This is a genomic window from Pseudomonas sp. 9_2_1, from assembly GCF_059295275.1.
In genome coordinates, this window is the sequence record NZ_CM181239.1 from 1,313,877 (window position 1) to 1,328,443 (window position 14,567).

At 65.0% G+C, this 14,567-nt stretch carries 9 protein-coding genes and 4 tRNA genes; 8 read left to right on the forward strand and 5 right to left on the reverse strand.

What is annotated here, in order from left to right; translation table 11 throughout:
- The first annotated feature begins 97 nt into the window (after window positions 1–97).
- The 4 genes from AC5O5I_RS05925 (at window position 98) to AC5O5I_RS05940 (ending at window position 599) form a co-directional block, all read left to right on the forward strand.
- Window positions 98–173 (forward strand) — tRNA-Val (locus AC5O5I_RS05925).
- A gap of 13 nt (window positions 174–186) precedes the next feature.
- A tRNA-Asp gene (locus AC5O5I_RS05930) sits at window positions 187–263 on the forward strand.
- 170 nt (window positions 264–433) lie between these two features.
- Window positions 434–509, forward strand: a tRNA-Val gene (locus tag AC5O5I_RS05935).
- 13 nt (window positions 510–522) lie between these two features.
- Window positions 523–599 (forward strand) — tRNA-Asp (locus tag AC5O5I_RS05940).
- A 97-nt stretch (window positions 600–696) separates the two neighbouring features.
- Here the strand turns inward: AC5O5I_RS05940 and map are convergent.
- Window positions 697–1,494 (reverse strand): type I methionyl aminopeptidase, encoded by a 798-nt coding sequence (gene map, locus AC5O5I_RS05945; RefSeq protein ID WP_172229516.1) that lies wholly within the window; start codon window positions 1,492–1,494, stop codon window positions 697–699.
- Window positions 1,495–1,831: 337 nt separating this feature from the next.
- Here map and AC5O5I_RS05950 point away from each other — a divergent pair, with 337 nt between their 5' ends.
- The 3 genes from AC5O5I_RS05950 (at window position 1,832) to nirD (ending at window position 9,072) form a co-directional block, all read left to right on the forward strand.
- The gene (locus tag AC5O5I_RS05950) at window positions 1,832–5,857 is read left to right on the forward strand and encodes a bifunctional nitrate reductase/sulfite reductase flavoprotein subunit alpha (protein WP_494512212.1); all 4,026 of its coding nucleotides are present in this window, start codon (window positions 1,832–1,834) and stop codon (window positions 5,855–5,857) included.
- Between the two features lie 300 nt (window positions 5,858–6,157).
- A complete protein-coding gene (gene nirB, locus AC5O5I_RS05955; protein WP_494512213.1) occupies window positions 6,158–8,710 on the forward strand; it encodes a nitrite reductase large subunit NirB in 2,553 nt (850 codons plus the stop codon).
- A complete protein-coding gene (nirD, locus tag AC5O5I_RS05960; RefSeq protein ID WP_172228217.1) occupies window positions 8,710–9,072 on the forward strand; it encodes a nitrite reductase small subunit NirD in 363 nt (120 codons plus the stop codon). The genes nirB and nirD overlap by 1 nt, the downstream gene beginning before the upstream one ends.
- Before the next feature lie 107 nt (window positions 9,073–9,179).
- Here the strand turns inward: nirD and AC5O5I_RS05965 are convergent, their stop codons facing one another.
- The 4 genes from AC5O5I_RS05965 to AC5O5I_RS05980 all read right to left on the reverse strand — a co-directional run bounded on the left by AC5O5I_RS05965 (window position 9,180) and on the right by AC5O5I_RS05980 (window position 13,217).
- Window positions 9,180–10,130 carry a 2-hydroxyacid dehydrogenase gene (locus tag AC5O5I_RS05965; protein ID WP_172228215.1) on the reverse strand — a complete coding sequence of 317 codons (951 nt, stop codon included), beginning with the start codon at window positions 10,128–10,130 and terminating at the stop codon, window positions 9,180–9,182.
- Between the two features lie 40 nt (window positions 10,131–10,170).
- Window positions 10,171–10,929, reverse strand: coding sequence for an SDR family oxidoreductase (locus AC5O5I_RS05970; RefSeq protein ID WP_494512214.1), 759 nt, complete (start codon window positions 10,927–10,929; stop codon window positions 10,171–10,173).
- Between the two features lie 18 nt (window positions 10,930–10,947).
- Window positions 10,948–11,658, reverse strand: a complete 711-nt coding sequence (locus AC5O5I_RS05975; RefSeq protein ID WP_172285705.1) for a fumarylacetoacetate hydrolase family protein — start codon at window positions 11,656–11,658, stop codon at window positions 10,948–10,950.
- A gap of 218 nt (window positions 11,659–11,876) precedes the next feature.
- Window positions 11,877–13,217, reverse strand: coding sequence for an MFS transporter (locus AC5O5I_RS05980; protein ID WP_172228209.1), 1,341 nt, complete (start codon window positions 13,215–13,217; stop codon window positions 11,877–11,879).
- A gap of 416 nt (window positions 13,218–13,633) precedes the next feature.
- Between AC5O5I_RS05980 and AC5O5I_RS05985 the strand changes: the two genes are divergently transcribed.
- Window positions 13,634–14,563, forward strand: a complete 930-nt coding sequence (locus AC5O5I_RS05985; RefSeq protein WP_172228207.1) for a helix-turn-helix transcriptional regulator — start codon at window positions 13,634–13,636, stop codon at window positions 14,561–14,563.
- The last annotated feature ends 4 nt before the right edge of the window (window positions 14,564–14,567 follow it).

Genomic DNA, 14,567 nt, shown 5'->3' on the forward strand with positions numbered 1-14,567 from the left:
GGTCTTTGAAAGGCCTGAGGTTTTTTTTGAAAAAAGTTTAAAAAGTGCTTGCCAGGGTACAGGTGCGTCCGTAGAATGCGCGCCACACCGAGACGAAGGGTGATTAGCTCAGCCGGGAGAGCATCTGCCTTACAAGCAGAGGGTCGGCGGTTCGATCCCGTCATCACCCACCACTCGATGTATAGCGCAGCGGTAGTTCAGTCGGTTAGAATACCGGCCTGTCACGCCGGGGGTCGCGGGTTCGAGTCCCGTCCGCTGCGCCATATTCCACTTCCAGGGCCCACTGAACACCCGGAAGTAACAAAGAAAGCGACCCTAGGGTCGCTTTTTTTGTGGGCGAATTTTGGCATTTGTACGATATTTGAAAAAACTTCGATAAGTGCTTGCCAGAGCGGAAAGTCGCCCGTAGAATGCGCGCCACACCGAGAGACATGGGTGATTAGCTCAGCCGGGAGAGCATCTGCCTTACAAGCAGAGGGTCGGCGGTTCGATCCCGTCATCACCCACCACTCGATGTATAGCGCAGCGGTAGTTCAGTCGGTTAGAATACCGGCCTGTCACGCCGGGGGTCGCGGGTTCGAGTCCCGTCCGCTGCGCCATATTCCACTTCCAGGGCCCACTGAACACCCGGAAGTAACAAAGAAAGCGACCTTAGGGTCGCTTTTTTTGTTACTGAACGCATGGAATGCAGCACCGTCAGCGACGGCGCTCTTCTTCCCGCAAGGTCAGCACCTCAAAACCATCCTCGGTCACCGCCACGGTATGCTCCCACTGCGCCGACAAGCTGTTGTCGCGGGTAATCACCGTCCAGCCATCCTTCAACGTCCGTGTCCCGCGGCTGCCCTGATTGATCATCGGCTCGATGGTGAACACCATGCCCGGCGTGAGCTTCATGCCCATCCCGCGCTGGCCGATGTGCAGCACCTCCGGCCCTTCGTGCATCTGCTGGCCAATGCCATGCCCGCAGTATTCGCGCACCACGCTGTAGCCCGCTGCTTCGGCATGGCGCTGCACGGCATGGCCGATATCACCGAGCGTCGCCCCCGGGCGCACCTGTTCGATGCCTTTCCACAACGCGTCGTAGGTGGTGTCGACCAGCCGCTGCGCTTCATCGCTGATGTGCCCGATACAGTACATCTTCGATGAGTCGGCGATGTAGCCACCCTGTTCCAGGGTGATGTCGACGTTGATGATCGAGCCGTCCTTCAGCACTTCATCCGCCTTGGGGATGCCATGACAGACGACGTGGTCCACCGAGGTATTGAGCGAGTAGGGGAACCCGTACTGGCCCTTGCTCGCCGGGCGTGCCTTGAGCGTGTCGACGATGAACGCTTCAGCGCGGTCATTGATTTGCATCGTCGTAACACCAGGGCGGATGAAACCGTCGAGTTCGGCGAACACCTGGGCCAGCAGCTGGCCGGCGCGGCGCATCAGGTCGAGTTGGGCAGGGGTCTTGAGAATCACTTTGGACATGGGGGGAGGGCAGGCGCTCATGCTGGAAATTGACCCAGCATAGCGCCAGGGAGTGCGAGGCTGCCACCGCTTGGTGCATTGCCTGGGCCGGCCCTTTCGCGGGTGAACTCGCTCCCACAGGCACATCACCGCCCTCAGGCCTTGCGTCAACCCTGTGGGAGCGGCGGTGCGGCGATCCGATTCACCCGCGAAAGGGCCGGCACAGCTGGCCCGTAATTTGCTGATCAACCTGCATCCAGGGCTATCAACGTCGACTGCCCACAACATTTCACGACAAAGGCGCCGTGTTGTCCCCGCTTGCCAGGCAAGGCGGGGGCAACCGGCGCCTTTTTTGCACGCCCGGAACAGGAGCCCGCCCATGGCCAATAGCGAAGTACGCAGCGTCTGCCCCTATTGCGGCGTCGGTTGCGGCATCGTCATGAGCGTTGCCGACGGCAAGGTCGGCAAGATCAGCGGCGACAAACTGCACCCCAGCAATTTCGGCCGCCTGTGCACCAAAGGCCTTACCGCGCATGTGCCGCTGAGCGCCGCCGGGCGCATGGCGGACGCCTATGTGCGCCAGCAACGCAGCCAGCAGCCGATACGCACCGGCATGGACCAGGCTATCGCCGCCACCGCTGCACGCCTGCGCGGCATCATCGACCAGCACGGCGCCGATGCAGTGGCGCTGTACGTGTCCGGGCAGATGTCGCTGGAGGCCCAGTACCTGGCCAACAAACTGGCCAAGGGATTTATCCGCACCCGCCATATCGAGTCCAACTCGCGCCTGTGCATGGCCAGTGCGGGCAGCGGCTACAAACTGTCGCTCGGTGCCGACGGCCCGCCCGGCAGCTATCAGGACTTCGAGCACGCCGATGTGTTCCTGGTGATCGGTGCCAACATGGCCGACTGCCACCCGATCCTGTTCCTGCGCCTGCTCGATCGGGTCAAGGCCGGGGCGAAGCTGATCGTGGTCGACCCACGGCGCAGTGCCACCGCCGACAAGGCCGACCTGTTCCTGCAGGTGCGCCCCGGCAGCGACATGGCCTTGCTCAACGGCCTGCTGTACCTGCTGCAGCGCAATGGCCATACCGACCCCGACTTCATCGCCCGCCACACCGAGGGCTGGGACCAACTGCCGGCCTTTCTCGACGACTACACCCCCGAGCGCGTGGCCGCCATCACCGGGCTGACCGAGGCCGACATCATCCAGGCCGCCGAATGGATCGGTGGCGCCAACAACTGGATGAGCTGCTGGACCATGGGCCTGAACCAGAGCGTTCACGGCACCTGGCACAGCAACGCTATCTGCAACCTGCACCTGGCCACGGGCGCGATCTGCCGCCCCGGCAGCGGGCCGTTCTCGCTGACCGGCCAGCCCAATGCCATGGGCGGCCGCGAGATGGGCTACATGGGCCCAGGCCTGCCAGGCCAGCGCTCGGCGCTGGTGGCCGCCGACCGCGCCTTCGTCGAACAGCAATGGCAGTTGGCACCCGGCAGCCTGCGCAGCGAGGGCGGCGAGGGCACGGTGGCGCTGTTCGAACAGCTGAAAACGGCTGAAGTGAAAGCCTGCTGGATCATCTGCAGCAACCCGGTGGCCAGCGTCGCCAACCGTCAGCAGGTCATCGACGGCCTGCGCCAGGCCGAGCTGGTCATTACCCAGGATGCCTTCCTCGACACCGAAACCAACCGTTACGCCGACATCCTGCTGCCGGCCGCGCTGTGGGCAGAAGGCGAGGGCGTGATGATCAACAGCGAGCGCAACCTGACCCTGATGCCACGCGCCGTCGAGCCGCCCGGGCAGAGCCTGCCGGACTGGCAGATCATCGCCCGCGTCGCCTGCGCCATGGGCTATGCCGAGGCCTTCGACTACCCCGATGCCGAAGCGGTTTACGAGGAAATCCGCCGTTTCCACAATCCCGCAACCGGCTACGACCTGCGCGGTATCGGCTATGCCGACCTCCGCCAACAGCCGCGTCAGTGGCCCAGCGCCCCCGGGCGTGAAGCTGAGCGCAGCCCGCTGCGCTATATCAACGACGGCAGCAGCCAGGCGATGCTGCACGACGCCGAGGGCCAACGGCCGGCGCTGGCCTTTCCGACCGCCAGCGGCAAGGCCCGCTTCTTCGCCCGGCCATGGCTGCCGGCGCCGGAGCTGCCGGATGCCGACTACCCCATGGTGCTGAATACCGGCCGCGTGCAGCACCAGTGGCACACCCTGACCAAGACCGGCAAGGTGCCGGCGCTGAACAAGCTGGAGCCCGGGCCTTTCGTCCAAATTCACCCTGACGACGCCGCCCGCCTGGGCATCGCCGACAAGGACCAGCTGGCCATTCGCTCGCGGCGTGGCCAAGCCGTGCTGCCGGTGCGCATCAGTGATCGGGTGATGCCGGGTAACTGTTTTGCGCCGTTCCACTGGAACGACCTGCTCGGCGAGCAACTCGCGATCAATGCCGTCACCTGCGATGCGGTCGACCCGCTGTCGTTGCAGCCCGCCCTCAAACACTGCGCCGTGGCCCTTGAGCGGGTCGCCGGTGAGCGTATCGAAGCCCTTGACCTGAACACTGCCATTCCGGAGCCAGCCCGCATGCCGACCGCCACCCTGTCCCGCCTGCTTGGCCTGGACCAACTGCCGGCCCCGGTGCTGGCCGAGGAAGAGCGCCATTACCTGCAAGGCTTTTTGCTGGGCCTGGATCAGTCGCGCGCCGAAGGCGTGCCCAGCCTGCCGGCCACTGCGCCGCTGGCTGCCAACCGCCGGTTGTTCGTCGACGGCCTGCTCGCCGGGCTGTTTGCCCAGCCAGCGGCCCTGCCCGTTGCGCTGCAGGCGGCGCCGAAGCATCAGGTGCTGTGGGCCTCGCAGACCGGCAATGGCGAGCTGCTGGCCGAACGCTGTGCCGAGCGCCTGCGCGCAGCCGGCCTGGACGTGCAGCTCAGCTGCATGGAGGCGGTCAGCCCGAGCCAGCTGCAGGGGGTGCCCAGTGTGGTGTTGATCGCCAGCACCTTTGGCGATGGCGAGGCGCCCGACAGCGCGGCGGCTTTCTGGCAGGCCTTGCAGGGCGAGGAAGGCGCCCACTGCGCCGAGTTGCCCTATGCCGTGCTGGCCCTGGGCGACTCCAGCTACGACCAGTTCTGCGGCTTTGGCCGCAAGCTCGACCAGCGCCTGGCCGAGCTGGGTGGGCGGCGCCTGTTGCAACGGGTGGACTGCGAGCCGGACTTCGACGACACCTTCGCCGACTGGCTCGAGGCCCTGCTGCCCACGCTGGGGCGTGCAAGCACAGCGCAAGCGCTCAGTGAACCGGCCACTGTGGCCACCTACAGCAAGCAGCAGCCGTGGGTCGCCAGCGTGCTGGAAAACCGCCTGCTCAATGGCCCAGGCGCCAGCAAGGAAACCCGCCAGCTGGTCTTCGACCTCAGTGGCAGCGGCTTCAGCTATGCGGCCGGTGATGCCTTGGGGGTGTGGCCGCGTAACTGCCCGGCCCTGGTCGACGAACTGCTGGCGCTGATGCAGCTTGACGGCCAGGTCTTGGTCGAGCTCAACGGTAAGCCTGCCATGCCTCTGGCCGAAGCCCTGCAAACGCATCTGGAAATCGCCAAGGTCACTGCGCAGCAACTGCAGGCCTTTGCCGTCAATGCGCCCGATCTGCAGCGCCTGCTGCAGCCCGCGTGCAAAAGCGAATTGCAGGACTGGCTGTGGGGCCGGCAACTGGTCGATGTACTGCGCGCTTTCCCCCAGCAGCTGCCGCTGGCCAGCTGGCTGGCGCTGCTCAAGCCGTTGCAGCCACGCCTGTACTCGATCAGCTCCAGCCCGCTGGCGCACCCGGGCCAGGTACACCTGACCGTGTCGACGGTTCGTTATGGCGAGCGCAAAGGGGTGTGCTCGAGCTTTCTCGCCGACCGTGTGCAGGCGTTGCGGGTGGCGATCTTCCCCCAGGTGTCGAAGCACTTCCGTCTGCCTGAGGACGATAGCCTGCCAGTGATCATGGTCGGCCCTGGCACTGGCATCGCGCCATTTCGCGCCTTTCTCGAAGAGCGTCAGGCCCGTGGGGCAAACGGCGGCAACTGGCTGTTCTTCGGCGAGCAGTACGCGGCTACCGATTTCTATTACCAGGACCAGCTGCAAGCCTGGCAGGCAGCCGGCCACCTGCGCCTGGACACGGCGTTCTCGCGGGACCAGGCGCAGAAGGTCTATGTGCAGCAGCGCATGCTGGAGCAGGGCGCCGAGTTGTGGCGCTGGCTGCAGGCGGGGGCGTACTTCTATGTGTGTGGTGATGCCCAGCGCATGGCCAAGGATGTGGATGCGGCATTGCGTGCCGTGGTGGCCGAGCATGGCGGGATGGATGCGGCGCAGGCGGCTGCCTATGTCGAAGGTTTGAGCAAGGCCAGGCGTTATCGGCGGGATGTGTACTGAGTGCACCGGGATGGGGTGATGTGCACTGTGAATGTGCATGCCTGTGCCGGCCTCTTCGCGGGTGAGCCCGCTCCCACAGGTACTGTGCAAGCCTGAGACCCTGTGGAGCCCCCGTGGGAGGGGGGCACCCGCGAAGAGGCCGGCTCAGGCAAGGCAATTGGCACAGTCCCTGCTTTATCTCCACTACAACAAGCCCCGCTGATCAACGGCGATCAACCCGGGGGCACACCGTGATGAATACAGGCAAAGGCGCCTGGAGCTTCGGCTCCAGGCGCTTTTTTTTTGATCGAGGATCGGCTTATGAAGGCAACAGCGAGCAGCGCGCAACAACAGCGACTGGTCATCGTCGGCAACGGCATGGTCGGCCACCATTGCGTCGAGCAACTGGTCAGCCGTGGCGCCCTGCAGCGCTTCGAGGTGCGGGTGTTTGGTGAAGAACGCCAGCGCGCCTACGACCGCGTGCACCTGTCCGAGTACTTTGCTGGCAGCTGTGCCGAAACCCTGGCCCTGTGCGAGCACGATTTCTACAACACTAACGGCGTTCACCTGCACCTGAGCGAAGCCGTGCTGGAAATCGACCGCGAGCGTTGCGAGGTGATCACCAGCGAGGGCCGTTACGGCTACGACCACCTGGTGCTGGCCACTGGTTCATACCCCTTCGTACCGCCGATCGAAGGCTCCAGCGGCCATGCCCGCCTGGTCTACCGCAGCCTTGACGACCTTGATGCCATTCGCGCTGCTGCCGCCGATGCCCGCCGTGGCGTGGTGGTCGGTGGTGGCCTGCTTGGCCTGGAGGCCGCCAACGCCCTGAAGTCGCTGGGCCTGGAAGCCCATGTGGTGGAGTTCGCGCCCCGGCTGATGCCGGTGCAACTGGACGGCGAAGGCGGTGCCGCGCTCAAGGCGCAGATCGAAGCGCTGGGCGTGGGTGTGCACCTGTCACGCGCCACCCAGTCGATCAGTGCCGGTGAGGCCTACCGCTATCGCATGAACTTCGATGGCGGCGAGCACCTGGAAACCGACCTGATCGTGTTTTCCGCCGGCATTCGCCCGCAAGATGCCCTGGGCCGTGCCTGCGGCCTGGACATCGCCGCGCGGGGCGGCGTGGTAATCGACGACCACTGCCGCAGCAGCGACCCGCGCATCTTCGCCATTGGCGAGTGCGCCTCGTGGAACGGCAGCGTGTTCGGCCTGGTCGCCCCGGGCTACAGCATGGCGCGCAACCTGGCAGCGTTGCTGATGGATGAGGCGGCGGTGGCATTCAGCGGTGCCGATATGTCGACCAAGCTCAAGCTGCTGGGCGTGGATGTCGGCTCGATCGGCGACGCCCACGGCGCCACGCCGGGCGCACGCAGCTACCGCTTCATCGACGAAGCCAACAGCGCCTATCGGCGGCTGGTGGTGGATGCCAGCGGCAAGCGGGTACTGGGTGCGGTGCTGGTCGGCGACAACAGTTACTACGACACCCTGCTGCAGTACGCCCAGAACGCTATCGCCCTGCCGGCCGACCCGGCAGCGTTGATCCTGCCGCAAGGCGGTGGCGCGCCGGCCCTGGGCGCCGATGCGTTGCCCGACAGCGCGACCATCTGCTCCTGCCACAACGTCAGCAAGGCCGCGGTGTGCGCCGCCATCGACAGCGGTTGCAGCGACCTCGCTGCGGTCAAGGGCTGCACCAAGGCCGCGACCGGCTGCGGGGGTTGCGCGGCCCTGCTCAAGCAAGTCTTCGAACACGAGCTGACTGCCCGTGGCGTGTCGGTGGACAAGAGCCTGTGCGAGCACTTCGCCTACACCCGTCAGGAGCTGTATGGCCTGGTGCGGGTGGAGGGAGTCCGTACCTTCAACCAACTGCTCGAACGCCATGGCAAAGGCCACACCGGCTGTGACATCTGCAAGCCGGCAGCGGGCAACATCCTCGCCTCGTGCTGGAACCAGCCGATCATGGACCCGGCGCTGGTGCCGCTGCAGGACACCAACGACACCTTCATGGCCAACATGCAGAAGAACGGCACCTACTCGGTGGTGCCGCGTATTCCGGGAGGTGAAATCACCCCCGACAAGCTCATCGTCATCGGCCAGGTGGCGAAAAAGTACGACCTGTACACCAAGATCACCGGCGGCCAGCGCATCGACCTGTTCGGCGCCCAGTTGCACGAGTTGCCGCTGATCTGGGGCGAGCTGATCGAAGCCGGTTTCGAGACCGGCCACGCTTATGGCAAGTCGACCCGCACGGTGAAGTCGTGCGTGGGCAGCACTTGGTGCCGCTACGGCGTGCAGGACAGCGTCGCCATGGCCCTGCGCCTGGAAGACCGCTACAAGGGCCTGCGCAGCCCGCACAAGCTCAAGTTCGCGGTATCTGGCTGCACCCGCGAATGTGCCGAGGCGCAGAGCAAGGACATCGGCGTGATCGCCACCGACAAGGGCTGGAACCTCTACGTGTGTGGCAATGGCGGCATGCGCCCGCGGCATGCCGAACTGTTCGCTACCGACCTCGACGACGAGACCCTGGTGCGGTTGATCGACCGCGTGCTGATGTTCTACATCCGCACCGCCGACAAGCTGCAGCGCACGTCGGTGTGGCGCGAGAACCTGGAGGGCGGGCTGGACTACCTGAAGCAGGTGGTCCTCGACGACAGCCTGGGCCTGGCCCACGAGCTGGAGGCGCAGATGCAGCATGTGGTCGAGCAGTATGAATGCGAATGGGCCAACGCCCTCAACGACCCGGAAAAGCTCAAGCGCTTCCGCACCTTCGTCAACGACCATCGCGCCGACCCGGACGTACATTTCGTGCGCGAACGTGAACAACGCCGACCGGCGGCGCCGTTGCACCTGATCCCTACTGTCGAGGAGGCTGTCTGATGAATCTGTCCAATGCTGCTGTGAAAACCCGCGAAAACTGGCAGGCGGTATGCCGGGCGCAAGACCTGGTGGCCGATTCTGGCGTGGTGGTGTGGCTCGACGGTGCCCAGGTCGCGCTGTTCTATCTTCCTGGGCAAGCCCAAACCCTGTACGCGGTGGACAACCGCGACCCACGCTCCGGCGCCAACATCATCGGCCGCGGGCTGGTCGGTAGCGTGCAAGGGGAACTGGTTGTGGCCGCGCCGTTGTACAAGCAGCGCTTCAGCTTGCAGAGCGGGGCATGCCTGGATGATGGGGGCCAGCGGTTGCGGGTGTGGCCGGTGCGGTTGAAGGGTGAGTGGGTGGAATTGGCGGTAGCCTGATCATGGTGCATTGCCCGTGCCGGCCCTTTCGCGGGTAAACCCGCTCCTGACAGATCGCGTCCCGTTGCAGGAGCAGGTTTACCCGCGAAGAGGCCGGGACAGGTGGCCTAGATCACCAGCCCTTGAGGTTTATGCCCGGCAAACACATCCACCAGGCTGGCCACCACCATCTCGCCCATGCGCGTGCGGGTCTGCACCGTGGCACTGGCGCGATGCGGCTGCAGCACCACATCCTCACGCTCGAACAACGCCTCGGGCGCTCGCGGTTCATCGGCAAACACATCCAGCCCCGCCCCCGCGATCTCGCCGGCCTGCAACGCAGCGGTCAAGGCGGGCTCATCCACCAGCTTGCCGCGCGCGATGTTGATCAGGTAACCCTCGCTGCCCAAGGCCCGCAGCACGTCGCGATTGATCAGCGCCTCACCCTTGTCGGCCGCCGCTGCAAGGATCAGCGCATCGCTGTCCTTGGCCAGCTGCAGCAGGTCGGCCTCGAAGCCGTAAGGCACATCCAGCGCCTGCAGGTCGGTGTAGCGAATCGGGCAACCGAACGCGGCCGCCCGCTGCGCCACCGCGCGGCCGACCCGGCCCATGCCGACGATGCCCACGCGCATGCCCGACACTTGACGGGCCAGCGGCAACGGCGCCAGCGGCGTGGGACTGGTGGCCCAATGGCCGGCGCGCACGAAACGGTCACCGGTGCAGATACCCCGGCACAAACCGATCAGCATGCCGATGGCGAGATCGGCGACGTCTTCGGTTAGGGCTCCGATGGTCGCTGTCACCTGGATGCCGCGGTCGCGGGCGTAGGCCAGGTCGATCGCGTCGGTGCCGACACCGTTGACCGCAATCACTTCCAGATTGGGCAGGCGCGCCATCAGCGCCTGGCTGATACCAGTGTGGCCGCCGGTGATCACGCCGCGAATATTGTCGGCATGCTGGCTGACATAGGCCTCCTTGTCGGCCTGTTCGTAGTAGCGGTGTACGGTGAACAACTGTTCAAGGCGCTCACGGATCTGCGGGATGAGGATCGGGCTAAGTTGCAGGACTTCTGGTTTCATCGGTCACTCCATCAGGAACAGGGCTCATCGAAAACAAGGTTCAGCCACGGCCAACGAATGGCATGTTGCTGGCCATCACGGTCATGTTCAGTACGTTGGCGTCCAGCGGCAGCGCGGCGATGTAGCGCACCGCGTCGGCCACATGGCGCACGTCGAGCATCGGCTCGGCGGCGATCTCGCCATTGGCCTGGCGCACACCACGGGTCATGCGTTCGGACAGCTCGGTCAGGGCGTTGCCGATGTCCACCTGGCTACAGACGATGTTGTAAGGCCGGCCATCCAGCGCCAGTGCCTTGGTCAGGCCCAGCACCGCATGCTTGCTGGCGGTGTAGGGCGCGGTGAACGGGCGCGGGGTATGCGCCGAGATCGAGCCGTTGTTGATGATCCGCCCGCCTTGCGGCTGCTGGCGGCGCATCAGGCCGAAGGCCGCACGGGCACAGAGGAACACCCCGTCGACGTTGGTGGCGATGACGTTGCGCCAGTTTTCCAGCGGTAGCTCGTCGACCGGTACGGCGGGGGCGTTGATGCCGGCATTGTTGAAGATCACGTCCAGGCGGCCATGTACCTCCTCGATGGTGGCGAACAGCTGCGCGACGCTCTGTTCATCGCGCACGTCAGTGGGTACAGCCATGGCTTCACCGCCCGCTGCCTGCGCGTGTTCGACGACTGCTTGCAGCGGTTCGCGGCGGCGCCCGGCGAGGACCAGGCTGAAGCCGTCTTCCAGCAAGGCGAGGGCGACCGCGCGGCCGATGCCGCTGCCGGCGCCGGTGACCAAAGCGATTTTCTTGTTCTGCTTCATTTCGTCACTCCAGGGGAATCAGGCAGCGTTGGCGGCTTGCCCGACAGGGCGGGGGCCGACGCGCAGGTGCAGTTCGCCGATACCGTCGATGCCGGCATGGATCGTGTCGCCCGGGTTCAGCGGCGCCACGCCGGGCGGGCTGCCGGTCATGATCAGGTCGCCCGGGCGTAGCGGCAGCTGGCGGGACAGCCGGCTGATGACTTCGGCCAACGCCCAGGTCTGCTGACTGAGGTGCGCGCGCTGGCGCTCCTGGCCATTGACCTGCAGCCACAGCGCCGCATTCAGCGGCCAGGCGCATTCGCTGGCGGGGACGATGGCGGTCATGGGTGCCGATGCCTCGAACACTTTGGCCGCTTCCCACGGCAGGCCCTCGGCCTTGGCCTTGCGCTGGTGATCGCGACGGGTCATGTCCAGGCCGGCGGCAAAGCCGAACACGTGTTCCAGGGCATGTTCCGGGGCAATGTCGGCACCGCCCTTGGCGATGGCCGCGACCAGCTCGATTTCGTGGCAGAACTCGTCGGTCTGCGGCGGGAAGGGCAGCTCTCCCGCTGCCTCGACCACATTGCTTGCCGGTTTCATGAAGAACACCGGCTCCTGTGGCGCCGGGCCGTAGGTTTCCGGCCATGGGTAGTTGCGGCCCAGGCAGAACACCCGGCCGACCGGAAAGCGCGCATCGCTGCCGCGGATCGGCAGGCTGACGATGGCCGGCGGGTTGAACAGGTAAGTCATGGGTGGATCCTCCGTTCTGGAGTGGCCAGCGTATGTCACAGGCTGGCCGGCAAAGTTGGACGAAAGCGGGGTTGGGTTGGACTATCCAAGTAACCTGTGCTGGCCTCTTCGCGGCTAAGGTGCTCCTGCAGGGGGACGGTGTGCCCTCGGGGTTGACGCTACCCCTGCAGGAGCGGCTTTAGCCGCGAAGAAGCCAGTACAGCCACAACACCTCAGGCTCAGTCAGCCGTCTTCAGCTCAATGCGATACAGCTTCCCAAGCAGCAGCGAATACGAAAGCGTCCCCATCAACGCCACCCCGCCAATGAACCAGAACGCCATGGCGAACGAACCGCTGGCATGCACGATCGCGCCAATCACGATCGGCGTGACGATGCCGCCAATGTTCGCGGCCAGGCTGGTAACCCCGCCGGTCAGGCCGATAAGCTCCTTGGGGGCCACTTCCGACACCGCCGCCCATGACGACGAAGCGATACCTTGGGCGAAGAACGCCAGGGTGAGGACGGCGATGCACAGCACGTTCGAGTCGGTGAAGTTCACCAGCACGATCGACATGCCCAGCATCGAGCCCACCACCAGCGGCAGCTTGCGGGCGAACGACAGCGAGTAGCCCTTGCGGATCAGAAGGTCGGAGACGATGCCCGCCAGCAGGATGCCGACCGTGGCCCCGATGAATGGCATGACCGCGAAGATGCCGACCTTGATCAACGTCAGCTGGCGCTCTTCGATCAGGTAGGTGGGGAACCAGGTGAGGAAGAAGTACAGCGCCGAGGTGCTGGCGAACTTGCCCAGGCAGATCGCCCACACCTGGCGGTAGCGGAACAGCTCGGCCACCTGGCGCCAGTCGAAACGGGTGCGTTCCTGGCTGCTCTTGATCAGGCCGCCGCCGTTCTCGATGTAGGCCAGCTCTTCCTTGCTGACCTTCTTGCAGTTCAGCGGGTCGCGGTACAGGAACAGCCACACCACGCCAAACACGATGCCGACCAGGCCGGTGCTGTAGAACACATGCCGCCAGTCGTAGGTCGTCGCGAGCCATAGCAGGGCGCCGGTGAACAGCGCAGTGCCCAGGTACTGGCCGCACACGTAGATGCTGCTGGCCATGCCGCGCTCGCGGGCGGGGAACCACACGGTGACGGCGCGGCTGTTGGCCGGGAAGGCCGGGGCTTCCATGGCGCCGACCGCCAGGCGCAGGCCGAACAGCGAGGCAAAGCCGCTGGCCAGGCCCTGGGCCACGGTCACCGCCGACCAGCTGATCAGCGACACGCCGTAGGTCAGGCGCGAGCCGAAGCGGTCGGCGATGAAGCCTGCCGGCACCAGGGCCAGGGCGTAGGTCCAGGCGAAGGCGGAGAAGATCAGGCCCATCTCGACCTTGTCCAGGCCCAGGTCCTTGGCCATGAACGGGGCGGCGATGGAAATGTTCACCCGGTCGACGTAGTTGATGATGGTCGCCACCAGCAGCAGCGACAGCATGAACCAGCGGCGGCGGGTGGGCAGGCGCTGGGCAGGGGCCGCGTCCAGCGCGTACGACGACGCGGCGCGGGGGGTAGGCGTGCTCGACATGAGTCGACCTCGTTTGTTGTTGTTGATAGAGGTTGGGCTGCAGTCTCTTTACTAAGGTGGTCGTACGACTTGTTGAATGCAACGTTGGTTTTAGACCGTTTTTTTCACTAAAGGCGGGGGAGGGCTGAACTGTCCAAAAAAATCGGAAGGCGGGGTTTTGATTGGTTTTTCTGCTGGGTGTCGCATTTTTAGAGGGCTGTGGGGGTTCAAGGTTGCGCGGTTTTTTGCAGACAGGTTTAATTTGAAAAGCTTGGACATCGTACAACTTGCCTTGCCTCGTCGGGCCTCTTCGCGGGTGAACCCGCTCCCACAGAGTCAGCACATGATTTGGGAGCTGCGCTGTACCTGTGGGAGCGGGTTTACCCGCGAAGAGGCCCGCACAGGCAACTTTTTACCTAGAACCTGGAGCCAGCCCAATGCCCCCAAAGCGCGAGGTCCCGACCTACGTCATGCAGCAGCGCAGCGAGCTGATGGACTTCTACATCCGCGACCAGCGCGGGCGCCCCGCCGAAACCTCGCCGCATCGCCACGAGTACTTCCAGATCCAGGTCAACTTCGGCGGTGACACGGTGCAACACATCGGCAGCGTGCAGCGCCCCTTCAAGCGCAACACCCTGGCCTTCATCCTGCCGCACCGGGTGCATGTGATTCCGCACCCGCTCGACAGTGACTTTGTGGTGATCAACTTCTCCCAGACGTTCCTGCTGCCGCACCTGGCCTGTGACCCGATGGATCTGGAAGAGGTGTCGATCCTGCAGGCGCCGGAGCTGTCACCGTTCCGCTTTCAGGAGCATCTCGACTTTTGCCTGGGCGAGGCCGACTTTGCCGAGCTGCGGCAAGTTCTCGACCGCATGCGTGCACTGGATGCCAACCGCCGCTTCGGCACCCGCGAAATCCTCAAGGGCCTGTTGCTGCAACTGATCGGCCAGGTCTGTGGCCTGTATGCCGAGCCGCTGCGTGAACTGGCCGACAGCAATGCCGCGCAGCTCAGCCGCCGCGCTGCGCTGGGCCGCATGAGCGAATACCTGCGCCGGCATATCGACGACCCCGACCTGAACCTGCAGAAGGTCGCCGCCGCCACCTACCTGTCGCCCACCTACCTGACCCACTGGTTGCGCAAGGAAATCGGCAAGACCTTCAGCGAGCTGGTGCTGGAGCGGCGCATGCACGCCGCACGCAACTACCTGCTCAACGGCAGCCGCCCGGTGGGCGAGGTGGCACGGCTGTGTGGCTTTGCCGACGAAGCCTACTTTTCCCGACGTTTCCGCCAGATCCACGGCCTGCCACCCGGGCAGTTCCGCCGCCAGCAGCGCGACCCGGATACGCCGCAGGTGGCGATGCGGTAAGCTT

Bases quoted from the DNA above. Each gene is read 5' to 3' on its own strand.
- map (WP_172229516.1), bottom strand. From the start codon at position 1,494: ATGAGCGCCTGCCCTCCCCCCATGTCCAAAGTGATTCTCAAGACCCCT.
- AC5O5I_RS05950 (WP_494512212.1), top strand. From the start codon at position 1,832: ATGGCCAATAGCGAAGTACGCAGCGTCTGCCCCTATTGCGGCGTCGGT.
- nirB (WP_494512213.1), top strand. From the start codon at position 6,158: ATGAAGGCAACAGCGAGCAGCGCGCAACAACAGCGACTGGTCATCGTC.
- nirD (WP_172228217.1), top strand. From the start codon at position 8,710: ATGAATCTGTCCAATGCTGCTGTGAAAACCCGCGAAAACTGGCAGGCG.
- AC5O5I_RS05965 (WP_172228215.1), bottom strand. From the start codon at position 10,130: ATGAAACCAGAAGTCCTGCAACTTAGCCCGATCCTCATCCCGCAGATC.
- AC5O5I_RS05970 (WP_494512214.1), bottom strand. From the start codon at position 10,929: ATGAAGCAGAACAAGAAAATCGCTTTGGTCACCGGCGCCGGCAGCGGC.
- AC5O5I_RS05975 (WP_172285705.1), bottom strand. From the start codon at position 11,658: ATGACTTACCTGTTCAACCCGCCGGCCATCGTCAGCCTGCCGATCCGC.
- AC5O5I_RS05980 (WP_172228209.1), bottom strand. From the start codon at position 13,217: ATGTCGAGCACGCCTACCCCCCGCGCCGCGTCGTCGTACGCGCTGGAC.
- AC5O5I_RS05985 (WP_172228207.1), top strand. From the start codon at position 13,634: ATGCCCCCAAAGCGCGAGGTCCCGACCTACGTCATGCAGCAGCGCAGC.